Origin of the sequence: Streptomyces sp. P1-3 (assembly GCF_050613155.1) — a bacterium.
Lineage (GTDB): Bacteria > Actinomycetota > Actinomycetes > Streptomycetales > Streptomycetaceae > Streptomyces.
On the sequence record NZ_CP192512.1, the window covers coordinates 6,262,689 to 6,278,370 of the forward strand.

Here is a 15,682-nt window from a genome sequence, read left to right on the forward strand (position 1 = left end):
CCGCCCTCCCAGCCCGCCCCCGCAGGAGCCCCCGATGCCTCTCACCTCGTCCATCACGGCGATCGCCGGTGCCGACGACGCCGTCGCCCACACCCTCCTCAACTGCCTGCTGCGCGAGGTGTCGGGACGGGAACGCCAGACGGCCGTGACCGACGGCCACCTGCTGCTGCGCCTGCCGCACACCGGCGTCCTGCTGCGCGTCGCGCTGCGCCGCACCTCCCTGATCGGCGCCCACCGGTTCACCGGACCGGTCACCGAACAGCGCACGGACGGCTGGGCCGAACTGCCCTGGCATGCCCTCGCCGCCCGCATCCACCGCGAGCTGCGGCAGCGCACCGGGGTGGCCAACGACGAGTTCCTGGCGCAGGTCGCCGCCAGCCACCAGGGGGTCAGTGCCGCCCTGGACCGCCCGGCGCCCCGCCCCGGGCCCGCCGACCCGTATCTGGAGTCCGAGCAGTCCCTGGTCTTCGGCCACCGCTTCCATCCCACCCCCAAGGCCCGCACCGGAAGCCCCGAGCAGTGGCGGGCCTACGCCCCCGAGTCCGGCGCCCGCTTCCCCCTGCACCACCTCGCCGTACGCGCCGACCGGGTACGGGAGGAGGCCGCCACCCGCGACGCGCTCACCGTCCTCGACCGGCAGGGGCACGTCCCCGACGGCTACCGGCTGCTGCCCGCCCACCCCTGGCAGTACGCCATGCTGCGCGACCACCCCGTGCTGCGCGCCGCGCTCGCCCGCGGCGACGTCCTCGACCTGGGTCCCGGCGGCCGGGAGTTCGCGGCGACCGCCTCGGTCCGCACCCTGTACGACGGCCGGGACTTCCTCAAGTTCAGCCTCCAGGTGCGCATCACCAACTGCCTGCGCAAGAACGCCGACTACGAACTCTCCGGCGCCGTCGCCCTCACCCGGCTGCTGGAACCCGTCGCCACCGACCTCGCCGCCCGCTTCGACGGCTGCGAGCTGCTGCGCGAACCCGGCTACCGCGCCCTCGACCTGGACGACCGCGCCCTGCTGGAGGGATTCGGCGTCATCGTGCGCGAAGGGCTCACCGCCCGGCTGCGGCCCGGTCTGACCGGACTGCTCGCGGCGGCCGTCGCCGACGAGTACCCCACCGGCCCGGCCCACGTCTCCCGGCTGCTGGCCGGCGCGGGCCCCGAAGCCGCCCTCGCCTGGTGGAACGCCTACCTCGGCCTCCTCGTCCCGCCCGTGCTGGCCGCCTATCTCGACCACGGCGTCGTCCTCGAACCCCATCTGCAGAACGTCGTCGTCGGCGTCGACCCCTCCGGCACCCCCCGCCAGGTCCTCTTCCGCGACCTCGAAGGCACCAAGCTGCTGCCCACGCACCACGCCGCCGCCCTGGCCGCACTGCCCGCGCGTGTGGCCCGGCCGCTCACCTACGAGCCCGAGCGCGGCTGGGACCGGGTCGTGTACTGCCTGCTGGTCAACCACATCGCCGAAGTGCTCGCCGCGCTCGCCGACACCCATCCGCGGGCCGAACCCGCGCTGTGGACCGCGGTCCGCCGGGTACTGGCCGAGCGCGCCGAGGCACACGGCCACCCGCCCGTCCTCACCGCGCTGCTCGCGGGCGCGCCCCTGCCCGCCAAGGCCAACCTGCTCACCCGCTGGGTCCGCAAGGCCGACCGCGACGCCGGATACGTACGGATCGGCAACCCCCTCGCACCGGACCTGCTGTCCGAAGCCGCCCGGTACGGCACGGACGCCGCCCCCGCCCATGGAGCCTGATGTGATCACCGAACCGGTCGGCGCGCTCGCCGCCCGCCTCGCCGCCGACGCCCTGCCCGCCTACGTCTACGACCTGGCGGAACTGGACGCGCACGCCGAGGCGGTACGGGCCGCCCTGCCGCCCGCCGTCGAGCTGTACTACGCGGTCAAGGCCAACCCGGCACCCGAGATCCTGCGGACCCTCGCCCCCCACGTCACCGGCTACGAGATCGCCTCCGGCGGCGAACTGGCCCACGTCCACCGCGCCGTGCCCGGACTGCCCCTGGCCTTCGGCGGCCCCGGCAAGACCCCGGCCGAACTGCGGCACGCCCTGGAACTCGGCGTTCACCGCGTCCACGTGGAGAGCGAGTCCGAGCTGCGGCTGCTGGCCGACCTGGCGGACGCCCTGCCGTACGGGCGCACCGGTCGTGCCGTCGATGTGCTGCTGCGCGTCAACCTGCCCGCCGGGGAAGGCGCGCTGGACGGTGCCGCCCTCGCCATGGGCGGGCGGCCCAGCCCCTTCGGCCTCGACCCGGACCGCCTCACCGCCTGCCTGCCGCTGCTCGCCGGCCGGCCGCTGCGGCTGCGCGGCATCCACGCCCACCTCGCCAGCGGCCTCGACGCCCCCGCCCAGCTCGCCCTGGCCGAGCGGATCGCCGGCTGGGCCCAGGACCTGTCCGACCGGCACGGCCTCGGCCTCACGGAGGTGAACATCGGCGGCGGCATGCACGTCGACTACGCCCGCCCGACGGAGCGCTTCGACTGGGCGGCGTACGGCAAGGGCCTGGCCGCCCTCGCCGACCGGCACCCCGGACTGACGCTGCGGATCGAGCCCGGCCGCTCGCTGACCGCCTACTGCGGCTGGTACGTCACCGAGGTACTGGACGTGCGGCACAGCGGGGGCGAGGCGTTCGCCGTCCTGCGCGGCGGCACCCACCATCTGCGCACCCCGGCCGCCAAGCAGCACGACCACCCCTTCCGCGTCCTGCCGCACGACGGGTGGGACCACACCTGGCCGCGCCCCGGCGTCCGGGACGAACCGGTGACCCTGGCCGGCCAGCTGTGCACCCCCAAGGACATCCTCGCGCGCCGGGTGCCCGTCACCCGCCTGCGCGCCGGCGACCGGGTCGCGTTCGGCCTCGCGGGGGCCTACGCGTGGAACATCTCGCACCACGAGTTCCTGATGCACCCCGCGCCGGGCTTCCACTACCTGGGCGAGCGCTGACCGGCGGCCACCCGGGCGAGCGCCGAGCGGCGGCACAATGGTCGCGACCACCCCCCACACCTCCCGGGAGTACCACCGTGGACCTGCACATCACCGTCGACCCGGACTCCGCGACCGCCCCGTTCGAGCAGATCCGCGCGCAGATCTCCGAGCAGGCCCGGTCCGGCGCGCTGCCGGTGGGCTACAAGCTCCCGACCGTACGCGGCTTCGCCGAGGACCTCGGGCTGGCCGCGAACACGGTCGCCAAGGCGTACCGCGCGCTGGAGGGCGACGGGGTGATCGAGACCCGCGGCCGGCACGGCACCTTCGTCGCGGCCGCCGGTGACGCCGCCGTGCGCGAGGCGGCTCACGCCGCCGCGGCCTACGCGCAGCGGGCACACCGGCTCGGCCTGGACCGGGACGCCGCGCTCGCCGCCGCGGCGGACGCGGTGCGGGCGGTCTACGAACAGCACTGACGGCACGCACCGACGGCACAGCACTGACGGACCCCAGTCGCGCAAGGAGCCTCATGACCAGCAGGAAAGCTCTCGTCCGGCGGCCGAGTCCGCGCCTCGCCGAAGGACTGGTCACGCACATCGACCGCACACCGGTCGACGCCGCGCTGGCGCTGCGTCAGTGGCAGGCGTACGTGGCGGCACTCGAAGCGTACGGCTGGGAGACCGTCGAGGTACCCTCGGCCGACGACTGCCCCGACGGCGTCTTCGTCGAGGACACCATGGTCGTGTACAGGAACGTCGCGCTGATCGCCCGCCCCGGCGCGGACTCCCGCAGGCCCGAGACGGCCGACGCGGAGGCGACCGCGACCGCGCTGGGCTGCTCGGTCAACCGGATCCGGGAACCGGGCACCCTCGACGGCGGCGACATCCTCAAGATCGGCGACACGGTCTACGTCGGACGTGGCGGACGCACCAACGCCGATGGGGTACGGCAACTGCGCGCGGCCTTCGAACCACTCGGCGCGCGCGTCGTCGCCGTCCCCGTCACCAAGGTCCTGCATCTGAAGTCGGCGGTCACCGCGCTCCCGGACGGCACGGTCATCGGCCACCCGGCGCTGGTCGACGACCCCGGCGCGTTTCCGCGGTTCCTGGCGGTGCCCGAGGAGTCCGGCGCCCATGTGGTGCTGCTGGACGGCGGCAGGCTGCTGATGGCCGCCAGCGCGCCGCGCAGCGCCCGGATGTTCACCGATCTCGGCTACACGCCGGTGCTCGTGGACATCAGCGAGTTCGAGAAGCTCGAAGGCTGCGTGACGTGTCTGTCCGTGCGGCTGCGGGAGCTCTACGAGTAGCGCCGGCAGGGGGGCCGGATCAGTAGTGCCCGGGGTCGCCGGGCTTCTTGGCCTTCGGGCAGCGCACCTTGGGGTGCCACATCGCCGTCATCCCGTTCGGGTTCTTGTGCCAGATCCAGGCGTGCAGGTCGTAGTGGACCGGCATGGCGGGGTTGTGGCCGGGCATCGGGCCGTCCAGCCCGCGGCCCAGGATGCGCGGACGGTCGTCGTCGGTGTTGACGTTGTTGTCCTTGTCCCAGACGACCCACTCCACAGCACCGAGCTTGCGCTTCGCGTGCTTGCCCTTGGCGGGCAGGTAGACGAGCATGGCGGGCTTCGCGGGATCGGTGGACCCGATGTACTCGTCCTTGACGTAGTGGTAGCCCATCGCGCCCTCATCCGACTTGATGCAGATGTCGGTGTGCTTGTAGCCCGCGGCGACGGCCTTCTTCTCGTCGCGGAACCTCGCGGTGGCCTTGCGCGCCACGGCCACGTCGTGTTTGAACTGGTCGCCGGGGTGCCTGGGGTGGCGTTGCGGGTCCTGGGTGGCGTGGGCGCCCGGGCCCGTGGCGAGCGCCATCGCGGTGAGAGCGGCCAGAGGGAGCGAGGCGGCCAGAGGGCGTACGCGCATGGTGCGGCTCCTGTTCGGTGCATGCGGTGAACCGGTGAAGGGGCGATCAGGAGCAGCCTGTACAGGGCGGGGGCGCCCCGCACGCCGGGCTAGGCCGTTGCGCGTACCGGCCCCGCGGAGACCGTCTCGGCTCAGAGATAGAGTCCGGCGTCCGCCTGCCCGGGCTGGGGCGGCACCGATGCCGGACCCGTGCCCCTGCGCAGCGCGAACAGCTCGGCCAGCGTCGCCCCGTCGCGGCCGACCCCGTCCGCGCGGCCGAGCCAGCGCACCGCCTCCGCCCGGGTGAGAGCGCCCACCTCGATCCGGGCCAGGCAGCGGCCGGGGCGCACCACGGCCGGGTGCAGCCGCTCCAGGTCCTCGTTGGTCGTCACGCCCACGAGCACGTTGCGGCCCTGCCCCAGCAGCCCGTCGGTGAGGTTGAGCAGCCGGGACAGCGCCTGCCCCGCCGCGTGCCGGGCCTCGCCGCGGATCAGCTCGTCGCAGTCCTCGAGCAGCAGCAGCCGCCAGCGCCCGCCGCCGGTGCCCTCGTCCTCGCCGATGGCGATGTCCATCAGATAACCGACGTCGTTGAAGAGCCGCTCCGGGTCCAGCACGCAGTCCACCTGGCACCAGTCCCGCCAGGAGCGGGCCAGTGTGCGCAGCGCCGAGGTCTTGCCGGTGCCGGGCGGCCCGTGCAGGAGCAGCAGCCGGCCCGCGATGTCGTCCGGGGTGACCTTCATCAGCGCGTCCATGGCGTCCGCGACCGGCGCCGTGTAGTTGCCGCGGATCTCCTCCCAGGTGCCGGCGGAGATCTGCCGGGTGGTGCGGTACGGGCCGCGGCGCGGCGAGACGTACCAGAACCCCATGGTGACGTTCTCGGGCTGCGGTTCCGGCTCGTCCTCGGCGCCGTCCACCGCCTGGCGCAGCACCCGCTCGGCCAGCTCCTCGCCGACCGCGGTCACGGTCACGTCGGCGCCCCGGTTCCACCGCGAGACCAGCACCGTCCAGCCGTCGCCCTCCGCGAGGGTCGCGCTGCGGTCGTCGTCCCGCGCCGAGCGCAGCACCGCCGCACCGGGCGGCAGCAGGCTGGCGCCGGACCGCACCCGGTCCACCGAGTGGCTGCGGGCGAACGGCTGCTCGCCGTTGGCGAACCGCCCCAGGAACAGGGCGTCGACGACATCCGACGGCGAATCGCTGTCGTCCATGTTCAGCCGGATCGGCAGGGACTTCTCGGGGCACATGCACGCCATGATCCGGCAATCAGCCCGTCCGCGTACATCTTTTTACGGTCCCGGGGGCCGTACGGAGCAGTGGGCGCCCACTGCTCCGTACGCACGCTCGCCGAGGCGTTCAGGCGGCGTGGTGAACCGTTACTGCACGATCTTGAGGAGCTTGTTGGGCGAGCCCGTGCCGGGACTGGTGACCTTGCCCGAGGTCGCGCCGTTCACCAGCGCCGAGGCCACCTGGGCGGGGCTGGCGCCGGTGTGCCCGGACAGGTAGACGGCGGCCGCGCCCGCGACGTGCGGGGTGGCCATCGAGGTGCCGGAGATGGTGTTGGTCGCCGTGTCCGAGGTGCGCCAGGCCGCCGTGATGCCGGAGCCGGGGGCGAAGATGTCCAGCCGTGAGCCGTAGTTGGAGTAGCCGGCGCGGGCGTCGCCGCTGGTGGTGGCGCCGACGGTGATGGCCTCGGGGACGCGGGCGGGGGAGTAGCCGTTCGCGTCCGCTCCCGAATTGCCGGCGGCCACCGCGTAGGTGACGCCGCTGGCGACGGAGTTCTTGACCGCGTTGTCCAGGGCGGTGCTGGCGCCGCCGCCCAGGGACATGTTGGCCACCGACGGGCCGCTGTGGTTCCGGGTGACCCAGTCGATGCCCGCGACCACCTGGGCCGTGGTGCCCGAGCCGCTGTTGTTCAGCACCCGGACGGCGACGATCCTGGCCTTCTTGGCGACGCCGTAGCCGGTGCCGGCGGAGGTCGAGGCGACGTGCGTGCCATGGCCGTTGCCGTCCTGGGCGACGTTGTCGTTGTCCACGGCGTCATAGCCGTTGACGGCCCGGCCGCCGAAGTCGCTGTGGCTGACGCGGACGCCGGTGTCGATGACGTAGATGGTGGCACCGCTGCCCGCGCTGTCCGGGTACGTGTACTTCCTGTCCAGCGGCAGGCTGGTCTGGTCGATCCGGTCCAGGCCCCAGGACGGCGGGTTGGTCTGGGTCGCGTCGATGGAGACCCGGGTGTCCTGGATCACCTGGTCGACCGCCGGATCGGCGGCGAGTCTGCGTGCCTGGCGCTCCGTCAGTCTGGCCGCGTAGCCGTTCAGCGCGGCCCGGTACGTGCGCTCCACCTTGCCGCCGTACCCGGATATCAGGCTCTTTCCTTCTGCCGAGGCGGCCTTGAGGCCGGTGCTCTTGTCCAGCGTGACGATGTAGCTGCCCTTGACCGCGTCGGGGGAGTCGGCGCCGATGACGACGCCTTCCGCGGGTGCCGCGTCCGCGGGGAGCGCGGTGACCGCGCCGAGGACGGTGGCGGCCGCCGCTGCGACGAGCGCCGCCGACAGCTTCCGTGTGGGGTGTGTGGTGCGCGTGGTGCCAGTGGTGCCTGTGGTGCCCGTGGTGGTACGCATCACTGCCATCGCGAGGGGTCCTCCTCATCGGTGGCGCGCCGTGGTGCGCGCGCAAGTGGGGGGCTGCGCACGGAGCGTGCGCATGTCGGAGGCCGGTGGACCCGGCCTCGTTCAAGTTCAAAGTTTCCCCGTCGATGCGCATAGAACAAAGAGATCTGCGGGATGACATATCCATGTCATCAATCCGCAATGAACGGAGACAGCGGAGACCCAGCTCAGGGAGGTTCGATGAAACTGCCCCGCTTCATGGCCGCGGCGTGTTCCCTCATCCTCGGTTCCGTCCTCGCCCTCACCGGGGCGAACGCGGCGCACGCGTCGGAGACGGCGGCGGGACCCGCCTATGTCGCGCTCGGTGACTCCTACTCATCCGGCGTCGGCGCGGGCAGCTACGACAGCGCCAGCGGCGACTGCCGGCGCAGCACCAAGGCGTACCCCGTGCTCTGGGCCAACGCCCACGCCCCCGCCAGCTTCCACTTCACCGCCTGCTCCGGCGCCCGCACCGACGACGTCGTCGCCAGGCAACTCGGCCCGCTGAACAGCGGTACCGGCCTGGTCAGCATCAGCATCGGCGGCAACGACGCGGGCTTCGCCGACGTGATGACGACCTGTGTCCTCAGCTCCGACAGCGGCTGCCTCGACCGCATCGCCCAGGCGCGCGCGTATGCCACCAACACGCTGCCGGGCAAGCTCGACACCACCTACGACGCGATCCGCGCCAAGGCACCCAACGCCGAGGTCGTGGTCCTCGGCTACCCCCGCTTCTACAAGCTGGGCGGCAGTTGCGCGGCGGGGCTGAGCGAGACCAAGCGGGCCGCGATCAACGACGCGGCCGACTACCTCAACTCCGTTACCGCCAAGCGCGCCGCGGACCACGGCTTCACCTACGCCGGGGTCGCCTCGGCGTTCGGCGGACACGAGATCTGCTCCGGCGACTCGTGGCTGCACAGCCTGGAATGGCTCAACATCACCGACTCCTACCACCCGACGGCGGCCGGCCAGTCCGGCGCCTACCTCCCGGTGTTCAACGCGGCGGCCTGACCCCGGTGCGCCCTTGCACATGAGCGAGGAGGCCCCGTACGTCGGCACCGGGGCCTCCTTCGTGGTACGTGTGTCCGTGCTACGTATGTCAACACCCTTGACGTCGCGGTGAATCCACAGCCTGGGATGCGCGGGTGACGATTCGGGGAGGTAGGGTTACTCTGCCCGGGGCGGGTGCCTTCGTACGGGTGGGGAGTGTCATGGAGCAGATAACGGTTCGCAGCAGGCCACGGGTGCCTGCCATCAACTGCGGGAGCGGTGCGTCGAGTGCGCGCCTGGACCGCCATCTCGCCGTGCTCGGCGGCCCTGCCGTGCCGCGGCAGAAGGCGGAAGGCGCCACGGTGCTGATGCAGGAGCTGACCACCCGCGACCACGTGCGCAGGAGGGAGAGCCGGAGCGCCCGGGTCTCGCTGTTCGCCCCGTTGCGGCGGCTGCGGCGTTCCCTGTTCGGCAACCGCGGCTGAACCCCGGCGGGGCCGACCCCGCCGGCGTCCGCCGACCATCCCGGGCACAGGGGGAAGCCGGTTCCGCTCCCAGCCGGTTGTTCCGAGCTGTCCGCCCGGATACCACGCCGTACGTGCGCGCGGGCACTCGCGCGCACGTAACACGGTGCCGCCCGTGCGGGACAGCCCACGGTGCTGGCCGTGCGGGGCGACGCGGATCCCCACCGCGGCGCCGATCACGGCGGAACAGTGCCGATCAGAGCAGCGCGAACTGCCCGCCCGGACCCTCCTCGTGATGGTCCAGCACGGACGCGGGCCGACGTGCCCGGTGCGGGACCGGCAGCACCCCCGCCTCCCGGAGTTCCGCCGCGCTCAGCCGCGGCCCGTCCGCGAGCCGCTCTGCCAGTTCCCGCCGCCGCGGGGCCAGTTCGGCCAGCAGCGTCACCACGGTGATCAGCTCCAGCAGCTCCGAGGTCCACTCCTGAGGCCACCCCGGCGGGCCGATGGCCTCCAGCATGTCCGGCTCGGCCGGCCGCGTACGCCGCTCGAACCAGGTCTCCAGCACCCGCGCACCGCTCGCGTGCGCCTCCCACGCGCCGTGCGCCACCGGCCCGATGAGGCCGGTCCCCATACGCAGCATCCGCTCCTCGGGGTCGTAGGCCAGCTCGCCGGGGAGCGGCCGGGCCGGGAGCGCCGCCCGTACGTACGGCCGCTGTCCGCCCGGCAGCCGCGGCCGCTCACCGCCGTGCCCTCGCGTGTACAGCCACAGCATCCGCCGGCCCAGTGCCACCCCCGACTCCCACACCCCGGGGTCGGCGGTGAGCGGAACGGCGCACCCCGGGGCGCCCCGGGCGGGCCCGGCGGCCGCGGCGACCCACGCGAGAACCTGCTCGGCGGTGACCGGGCAGCCCAGCCGCCGGCCGAGACGCTCCAGCAGCCCGGGCGCCAGATTGGGCTCGCGGCCGCCGGGGCGCCGGTACAGCGGGCGGATCCGCCCGGGGCGACCGGCGGGGGCATGGCCGTCGGGCAGCAGCGCGGAGAAGGACAGGCCCGGGTCCAGCGGACCGCTGCCGCCGCCGGCGGCGGCACCCGTCTCGACGGCGAACAACTGGTGCGCGTCGGTGACCCGCCACAGCTCCGGGCGGGCCGCGTCGATCAGCCGGTGATCCGGTATCAGCCACAGCCGGTCGAACGGCCCGTGCGCGACCCGCACCGGCTCCGGGCACCGGCCGTCCTCGGCCGCCAGCGGGACCGTGGACGTGCGCTGCCCCGGCAGTTGGGGGACGGTGACGTGCGGCGTACGGGCCCGGCTCGGCCGGAACAGTGCCGCGCGCCCGGCCCCGTCGGCGGCCATCAGCCGGTCCCACCGCCGAGTCAGCGAGGCGGCGTCGGGGCCCATGACCCACGCGCGTCCGAGCCGCAGGGGCGCGACGGACCAGGGCATGAGATCGGCCAGCAGCGGCGGGTTCCCTGTCACGCGGCGCATGGTATCGATGGCCCCGAAGCATTCAGTGTGCGTCGACCGTCACGGTGAAGGAGAACCGGTCCCCCCGGTACCGGATCCGCGCCACGTCCACCACCCGCCCGTCCTCGTCGTACGTCACCCCCGTGTAGTGCAGGATCGGGCTGAGGAGGGGGACGTCCAGCAGCCGGGCCGTCTCCGGATCCGCCAGCCGCGCCTCCACCGTGTCCGTGATCCGGCTGATCCGCACCCCCACCGCGTCCCGCAGCACCTTGGTCATCGGCCACCGGGCGAGGTCGGCCAGGTCGATGCGCTCGGCGAGTTCGGGACGGACCAGGTTCTCCGCCCAGTTGGTCGGCTCACCGCTCTGCCCGTCCGAGCGCAGCCGCCGGTAGGCCATCGCCTCCGCCAGGTCGGGGAAGTGCTCGGCCAGTTCGGCGGGGACCGGCTCCGGACCGTGCCCCAGCACCACCGTGCGGTCGCCCGACTGCTGCGCCACGATCGCGTCCACCGAGCCGAGCAGCCGCACCGGCGCGCCGCGCCGGGCGTTCGGCTCGATGAACGTGCCCCGCCGCCGGTGCCGGCTGATGAGCCCCTCCGCCTCCAGCTCCTTCAGCGCCTGCCGCATGGTGAGCACGCTCACGCCGTAGTGCTCGGCGAGCCGGTCCTCGGTCGGCAGCCGCAGCGGCTCGTCCGGGCGGCGGCCCAGTATCGAGGCGCGCAGGGACTGCGAGACCTGGTACCAGAGCGGGAGCTTGCGGTTCAGGGCGAGTGAGTCGGGGGCGAAGGTGGTCATGGCGGCGGCCTCCGGTCACGGTCACGGGCGGAAATGGCGCTCCAGACCCTGCCACACGTCGTCGTAACGCGTCTGGAGGTGGTCGGCCCCGGACGCCTGCCGGGTGAGCGTGACGGGCCACCGCGTCTCGAACATGAAGGCCAGCCCGTCGTCGATCCGCTGCGGGTGGAGCTCGGCCACGCTCGCCCGGTCGAAGGTCTCCCGGTCCGGGCCGTGCGCCGACATCATGTTGTGCAGTGACCCGCCGCCGGGGACGAAACCCCCCTTACCGGCCTGCTTGGCGTCGTACGCGCCCTCGATCAGGCCCATGTACTCGCTCATGACGTTGCGATGGAAGTACGGCGGCCGGAAGGTGTCCTCGCCCACCAGCCAGCGCGGCGCGAAGACCACGAAGTCCACGCCCGCGAGCCCGGGGGTGTCCGACGGCGAGGTGAGCACCGTGAAGATGGACGGGTCCGGGTGGTCGTAGCTGATGCTGCCGATGACGTTGAAGCGGCGCAGGTCGTACACGTACGGCACGTGGTTGCCGTGCCAGGCGACGACGTCCAGCGGGGAGTGGTCGTAGGTGGCCGACCAAAGGTTGTTGCAGAACTTGTTGACCACCTGGACCGGGCCCTCGACGTCCTCGTAGGCGGCGACCGGGGCGAGGAAGTCCCGTGCGTTGGCCAGCCCGTTGGCGCCGATCGGGCCGAGGTCGGGGAGGGTGAACGGCCGGCCGTAGTTCTCGCAGACGTACCCGCGCGCGTCGGCGTCGAGCAGTTCGACGCGGAACCGCACCCCGCGCGGGATCAGCGCCACATGCCCCGGCTCGGCGCGCAGCAGGCCGAATTCGGTGCGCAGCAGCAGCCCGCCGCGCTCGGGGACGATCAGCAGTTCGCCGTCGGCGTCGCTGAAGACCCGGTCGGTCATGGACGCGTTGGCGGCGTACAGATGGATGGCCATCCCGCCGCGCTGGGCCGCGTCACCGTTGCCGCCCAGGGTCCACAGCCCGGCCAGGAAGTCGGTGCCCGCGGCGGGCTCCGGCAGCGGGTCCCAGCGCAGCCGGTTGGGGTCGGCGACGCCCTCGGTGAAGGGCGCGCCGCTCAGCCCGCCGTTGTCGATCCGCACGAAGGGCGGGTGCGCCGCCGAGGGCCGGACGCGGTACAGCCAGGAGCGGCGGTTGTGGCCGCGCGGCTCGGTGAACGCGCTGCCGCTCAGCTGCTCGGCGTACAGCCCCAGCGGCGCGCGCTGGGGGGAGTTCCGCCCGATGGGCAGCGCGCCGGGAACGGCCTCGCTGCTGTGCTCGTTGCCGAATCCCGGGGAGTACGTCAGCGCCTCCGCCGTCTTCCTCGCCCGGTCACTGCCCGTGTCCGTACCGCTCATCGCCCGCTCCCGCCGCTCAACGATTCCTATGTCAGACCATAGGAATCGTTGGGGTGCGCGTCAACGACGCCCGATCGGATCAAGCCGTACGAGGGGGGCGCCACGGGGGCCGGGGGCGGGCAGGATGGGACGGTGTCCACCTCGCACCTCCGCCGCGCGCCCGTTCAACGGCGCAGCGCAGAACGCCTCGGCAGGATCCTCGACGCCTGCGCCGAGCTCCTCGACGAGACCGGCTACGAAGAGCTGAGCACCCGCGCCGTCGCCGCCCGCGCCGGTGTCCCCATCGGCTCGGTCTACCGCTTCTTCGACAACAAACGCGCGCTGGCCGAGGCGCTCGCACAGCGCAACCTGGACCGGTACGCGGCCCGGATCGACGCCGCGCTGGCCGCCTCGGGCGTCGCCGGCGGCGGCGACTGGCGCCAGGCCATCGAGGTGGTGGTCGACGAGTACCTGGCGATGAAGCGCGGGGCGCCCGGCTTCGCGCTGATCGAGTTCGGTACGTCGGTGCCCGCCACCGCGCCGGCGGACCAGCCCAACCATCTGGTCGCGGACCGGCTGCGCGCACTGCTCACCCGGCGGCTGGGCCTGGACGAGTCCGGCGAGCAGGGCGAGCGGCTGAGGGTCGCCGTCCTGCTGGCGGTCGAGGCGGCGGACGCGCTGCTGAGGCTCGCCTTCCGGGCCGACCCGGAAGGCGACCCCGTCATCGTGGCCGAGACCAAGGAGCTGCTGCGCGCCTACCTGGCCCGGGTGTTGGACTGATCACCGGACGGGAATCCGGGGCGCAGGTTCCCGCGGTGCATACCGACCGGTATGGTCAAAGCCGCGTCACCGCTGCCGCCACGTCCCCGGGAGGGACCGATGAGCCGTACCGCCCTGCGCGTCTGCCCGCTCTGCGAGGCCACCTGCGGACTCAGCCTGACCGTCGAGGGCAGCAGGGTCACAGCGGCGCGCGGGGACCGCGACGACGTGTTCAGCCGGGGCTTCATCTGCCCCAAGGGCGCCGCCTTCGGCGCCCTGGACGCGGACCCGGACCGGCTGCGGCGGCCCCTGGTGCGGCGCGCAGGGCGGCTGGCGGAGGCGACCTGGGACGAGGCGTTCGCGGCCGTGCGCACCGGGCTGCGCGCGGTGTCGCGGGCGTACGGTCCGCAGGCGACCGCCGTGATGCTCGGCAACCCCATGGTGCACACCGTGGCCGGCGGCCTCTACCCACCCCTGCTGATCGGGGCGCTGGGCACCCGCAACGTCTTCACCGCCAGCACCCTCGACCAGATGCCCAAGCACGTCTCCAGCGGGCTGCTCTACGGGGACGCGAACGCCCTGCCCGTCCCCGATCTGGACCGCACCGACCACCTGCTGATCATCGGCGCCAACCCGGTCGACTCCAACGGCAGCCTGTGCACCGCCCCCGACTTCCCCGGCAAGCTCAAGGCGATCCGGCGGCGCGGCGGGCGGATCACCGTGCTCGACCCGCGGCGCACCCGTACCGCCAAGATGGCTGACAGGCACGTGCCCGTACGCCCCGGCGCGGACGCGCTGCTGCTCTTCGCCATGGTGCAGGTGCTCTTCGCCGAGGACCTGGTGGACCTCGGCGATCTGGCCGGCCACGTCACCGGAGTCGAGGAGGTCCGCGGGCTGGCGGCGGACTTCACCCCCGAGGCCGTCGCCGAGGCATGCGACGTGCCCGCCGGCGAGATCCGCACGCTCGCCCGCGAACTCGCCGCGGCTGAACGGGCCGCGGTCTACGGGCGGCTGGGCAGCTGCACGGTCGAATTCGGCACGCTCACCAGCTGGCTGGTGGACGTGCTGAACATCCTCACCGGCAATCTCGACCGGCCCGGCGGCCTCATGTTCCCGCTCGCGGCCACCGCCCGCGCCGAGCGCCCGCCCGGGCCGGGCAAGGGCTTCGCACTCGGCCGCTGGCACAGCCGGGTCGGCGGCCACCCCGAGGCCAAGTCCGAGCTGCCCGCGGTCGCGCTCGCGGAGGAGATCGAGACGCCGGGGGACGGCCAGGTCCGGGCGGTGGTCGTGGCCGGTGCCAACCCCGTGCTGTCCGCCCCGGACGGGGACCGGCTGGACCGGGCGCTGGCCGGGCTGGACTTCATGGTCAGCGTCGACCCGTACCTCAACGAGACCTCGCGGCACGCGCATGTCGTGCTGCCGCCGCCCCCGCCCAGCCAGAGCCCGCACTTCGACTACGCCTTCAACGCCCTGGCCGTCCGCAACCAGGTCCGCTACTCCCGCCCCGCCGTCCCGCTCGCCGAGGGCGCGCTGAGCGAGGCCGAGATCCTCGCGCGGCTGGTGCTGTGCGCGAGCGGCCGGGACGGGGACCCGGCACCGGTCGACGCGATGGTCGTCGACGCCGCCCTCGGCAAGACCGTCGCCGACCCGCTCTCGCCCGTCCACGGCCGCGTTCCCGCGGAGCTGAGCGCCGAGCTCACCGGGGAGTCCGGCGCCGAGCGGCGGTTGGACATGATGCTGCGGCTCGGCCCGTACGGGGACGGCTTCGGCGCCGACCCGCAGGGCCTGAGCCTGGACCGGCTCCTCGCCCACCCGCACGGCATCGACCTGGGGCCGCTGCGCCCCCGTATCCCCGCCCTGCTCAGGACCCGCAGCGGAACGGTCGAACTCTGCCCGGAACCGATCGCCGCCGATGTCCCGCGGCTGCGCCGCGCGCTCGCCGGCCGGACCGCCGGCCAACTGGTCCTGATCGGCCGCCGCCATCTGCGCTCCAACAACAGCTGGATGCACAACGTCCCCGCGCTCGTCGGCGGCAGCAACCGCTGCACCCTCCAGGTGCATCCGCAGGACGCGGCCCGGCTCGGTCTGGCCGACGGCGGGCGGGCCCGGATCAAGGGCGACGGTGGCGAGCTGGAGGTGCCGGTCGAGATCACCGACACGGTACGGGCCGGAGTGGTGAGCCTGCCGCACGGCTGGGGCCACGACCGGCCCGGCACCCGGACGGCGGTGGCGGCGGACCACGCGGGCGTGAACGTCAACCAGCTGCTGGACGGCTCGCGGCTGGACCCGCTGTCGGGCACCGCGGTCCTCAACGGCTACCCGGTCCAGCTGACGCCCCTCACTTGATCCAGTCCACACCCCTCACCTGACCTGGGGTTCTGCGCTTATTGCTCACGCGTCAAGACC

General features: G+C 73.5%; 14 protein-coding genes. 8 read left to right on the forward strand and 6 right to left on the reverse strand.

The features are described 5' to 3' along the window. The first annotated feature begins 34 nt into the window (after positions 1-34). The 4 genes from ACQUSR_RS26765 (at position 35) to ddaH (ending at position 4,230) form a co-directional block, all read left to right on the forward strand. Positions 35-1,741 (forward strand): IucA/IucC family protein, encoded by a 1,707-nt coding sequence (locus tag ACQUSR_RS26765; RefSeq protein ID WP_431045166.1) that lies wholly within the window; start codon positions 35-37, stop codon positions 1,739-1,741. After that, complete coding sequence (locus ACQUSR_RS26770; RefSeq protein ID WP_431045167.1) at positions 1,731-2,945, forward strand: type III PLP-dependent enzyme; 1,215 nt, start codon at positions 1,731-1,733, stop codon at positions 2,943-2,945. The genes ACQUSR_RS26765 and ACQUSR_RS26770 overlap by 11 nt, the downstream gene beginning before the upstream one ends. Positions 2,946-3,022: 77 nt before the next feature. After that, positions 3,023-3,400, forward strand: coding sequence for a GntR family transcriptional regulator (locus tag ACQUSR_RS26775; protein ID WP_431045168.1), 378 nt, complete (start codon positions 3,023-3,025; stop codon positions 3,398-3,400). 53 nt (positions 3,401-3,453) lie between these two features. Next, the gene (ddaH, locus tag ACQUSR_RS26780) at positions 3,454-4,230 is read left to right on the forward strand and encodes a dimethylargininase (protein WP_431045169.1); all 777 of its coding nucleotides are present in this window, start codon (positions 3,454-3,456) and stop codon (positions 4,228-4,230) included. A gap of 19 nt (positions 4,231-4,249) precedes the next feature. Here the strand turns inward: ddaH and ACQUSR_RS26785 are convergent, their stop codons facing one another. From ACQUSR_RS26785 to ACQUSR_RS26795, 3 genes are all read right to left on the reverse strand, one after another. After that, positions 4,250-4,840 carry a hypothetical protein gene (locus tag ACQUSR_RS26785; RefSeq protein WP_431045170.1) on the reverse strand — a complete coding sequence of 197 codons (591 nt, stop codon included), beginning with the start codon at positions 4,838-4,840 and terminating at the stop codon, positions 4,250-4,252. A gap of 131 nt (positions 4,841-4,971) precedes the next feature. After that, positions 4,972-6,060 carry a DUF5925 domain-containing protein gene (locus tag ACQUSR_RS26790; RefSeq protein WP_431045171.1) on the reverse strand — a complete coding sequence of 363 codons (1,089 nt, stop codon included), beginning with the start codon at positions 6,058-6,060 and terminating at the stop codon, positions 4,972-4,974. A gap of 129 nt (positions 6,061-6,189) precedes the next feature. Next, positions 6,190-7,446 (reverse strand): S8 family peptidase, encoded by a 1,257-nt coding sequence (locus tag ACQUSR_RS26795; protein ID WP_431045172.1) that lies wholly within the window; start codon positions 7,444-7,446, stop codon positions 6,190-6,192. 219 nt (positions 7,447-7,665) lie between these two features. Here ACQUSR_RS26795 and ACQUSR_RS26800 point away from each other — a divergent pair, with 219 nt between their 5' ends. Further along, positions 7,666-8,475, forward strand: coding sequence for an SGNH/GDSL hydrolase family protein (locus ACQUSR_RS26800; protein ID WP_431045173.1), 810 nt, complete (start codon positions 7,666-7,668; stop codon positions 8,473-8,475). Between the two features lie 200 nt (positions 8,476-8,675). Then, the gene (locus ACQUSR_RS26805; RefSeq protein WP_431045174.1) at positions 8,676-8,939 is read left to right on the forward strand and encodes a hypothetical protein; all 264 of its coding nucleotides are present in this window, start codon (positions 8,676-8,678) and stop codon (positions 8,937-8,939) included. Between the two features lie 235 nt (positions 8,940-9,174). On the opposite strand, the gene ACQUSR_RS26810 is transcribed toward ACQUSR_RS26805, so the two are convergent. From ACQUSR_RS26810 to hmgA, 3 genes are read right to left on the reverse strand one after another with little or no spacing between them, the layout of a single operon-like run. Then, complete coding sequence (locus ACQUSR_RS26810) at positions 9,175-10,404, reverse strand: type ISP restriction/modification enzyme (RefSeq protein ID WP_431045175.1); 1,230 nt, start codon at positions 10,402-10,404, stop codon at positions 9,175-9,177. A 22-nt stretch (positions 10,405-10,426) separates the two neighbouring features. After that, positions 10,427-11,176 (reverse strand): GntR family transcriptional regulator, encoded by a 750-nt coding sequence (locus ACQUSR_RS26815; protein ID WP_431045176.1) that lies wholly within the window; start codon positions 11,174-11,176, stop codon positions 10,427-10,429. Between the two features lie 21 nt (positions 11,177-11,197). After that, on the reverse strand, positions 11,198-12,538 hold the full coding sequence (hmgA, locus tag ACQUSR_RS26820) for a homogentisate 1,2-dioxygenase (RefSeq protein ID WP_431045177.1): 1,341 nt from the start codon (positions 12,536-12,538) through the stop codon (positions 11,198-11,200). A gap of 132 nt (positions 12,539-12,670) precedes the next feature. Between hmgA and ACQUSR_RS26825 the strand changes: the two genes are divergently transcribed. Together ACQUSR_RS26825 and ACQUSR_RS26830 are read left to right on the forward strand one after the other, a co-directional pair. Beyond that, positions 12,671-13,297, forward strand: a complete 627-nt coding sequence (locus ACQUSR_RS26825) for a TetR/AcrR family transcriptional regulator (protein ID WP_431045178.1) — start codon at positions 12,671-12,673, stop codon at positions 13,295-13,297. A gap of 99 nt (positions 13,298-13,396) precedes the next feature. After that, positions 13,397-15,622 (forward strand): molybdopterin oxidoreductase family protein, encoded by a 2,226-nt coding sequence (locus ACQUSR_RS26830; RefSeq protein WP_431045179.1) that lies wholly within the window; start codon positions 13,397-13,399, stop codon positions 15,620-15,622. Positions 15,623-15,682: the final 60 nt, after the last annotated feature.

Excerpts from the sequence above, each read along its gene's own strand:
- ACQUSR_RS26765 (WP_431045166.1), top strand. The coding sequence starts at position 35 with ATGCCTCTCACCTCGTCCATCACGGCGATCGCCGGTGCCGACGACGCC.
- ACQUSR_RS26770 (WP_431045167.1), top strand. The coding sequence starts at position 1,731 with ATGGAGCCTGATGTGATCACCGAACCGGTCGGCGCGCTCGCCGCCCGC.
- ddaH (WP_431045169.1), top strand. The coding sequence starts at position 3,454 with ATGACCAGCAGGAAAGCTCTCGTCCGGCGGCCGAGTCCGCGCCTCGCC.
- ACQUSR_RS26785 (WP_431045170.1), bottom strand. The coding sequence starts at position 4,840 with ATGCGCGTACGCCCTCTGGCCGCCTCGCTCCCTCTGGCCGCTCTCACC.
- ACQUSR_RS26790 (WP_431045171.1), bottom strand. The coding sequence starts at position 6,060 with ATGTGCCCCGAGAAGTCCCTGCCGATCCGGCTGAACATGGACGACAGC.
- ACQUSR_RS26795 (WP_431045172.1), bottom strand. The coding sequence starts at position 7,446 with ATGGCAGTGATGCGTACCACCACGGGCACCACAGGCACCACTGGCACC.
- ACQUSR_RS26800 (WP_431045173.1), top strand. The coding sequence starts at position 7,666 with ATGAAACTGCCCCGCTTCATGGCCGCGGCGTGTTCCCTCATCCTCGGT.
- ACQUSR_RS26805 (WP_431045174.1), top strand. The coding sequence starts at position 8,676 with ATGGAGCAGATAACGGTTCGCAGCAGGCCACGGGTGCCTGCCATCAAC.
- ACQUSR_RS26810 (WP_431045175.1), bottom strand. The coding sequence starts at position 10,404 with ATGCGCCGCGTGACAGGGAACCCGCCGCTGCTGGCCGATCTCATGCCC.
- ACQUSR_RS26815 (WP_431045176.1), bottom strand. The coding sequence starts at position 11,176 with ATGACCACCTTCGCCCCCGACTCACTCGCCCTGAACCGCAAGCTCCCG.
- hmgA (WP_431045177.1), bottom strand. The coding sequence starts at position 12,538 with ATGAGCGGTACGGACACGGGCAGTGACCGGGCGAGGAAGACGGCGGAG.
- ACQUSR_RS26830 (WP_431045179.1), top strand. The coding sequence starts at position 13,397 with ATGAGCCGTACCGCCCTGCGCGTCTGCCCGCTCTGCGAGGCCACCTGC.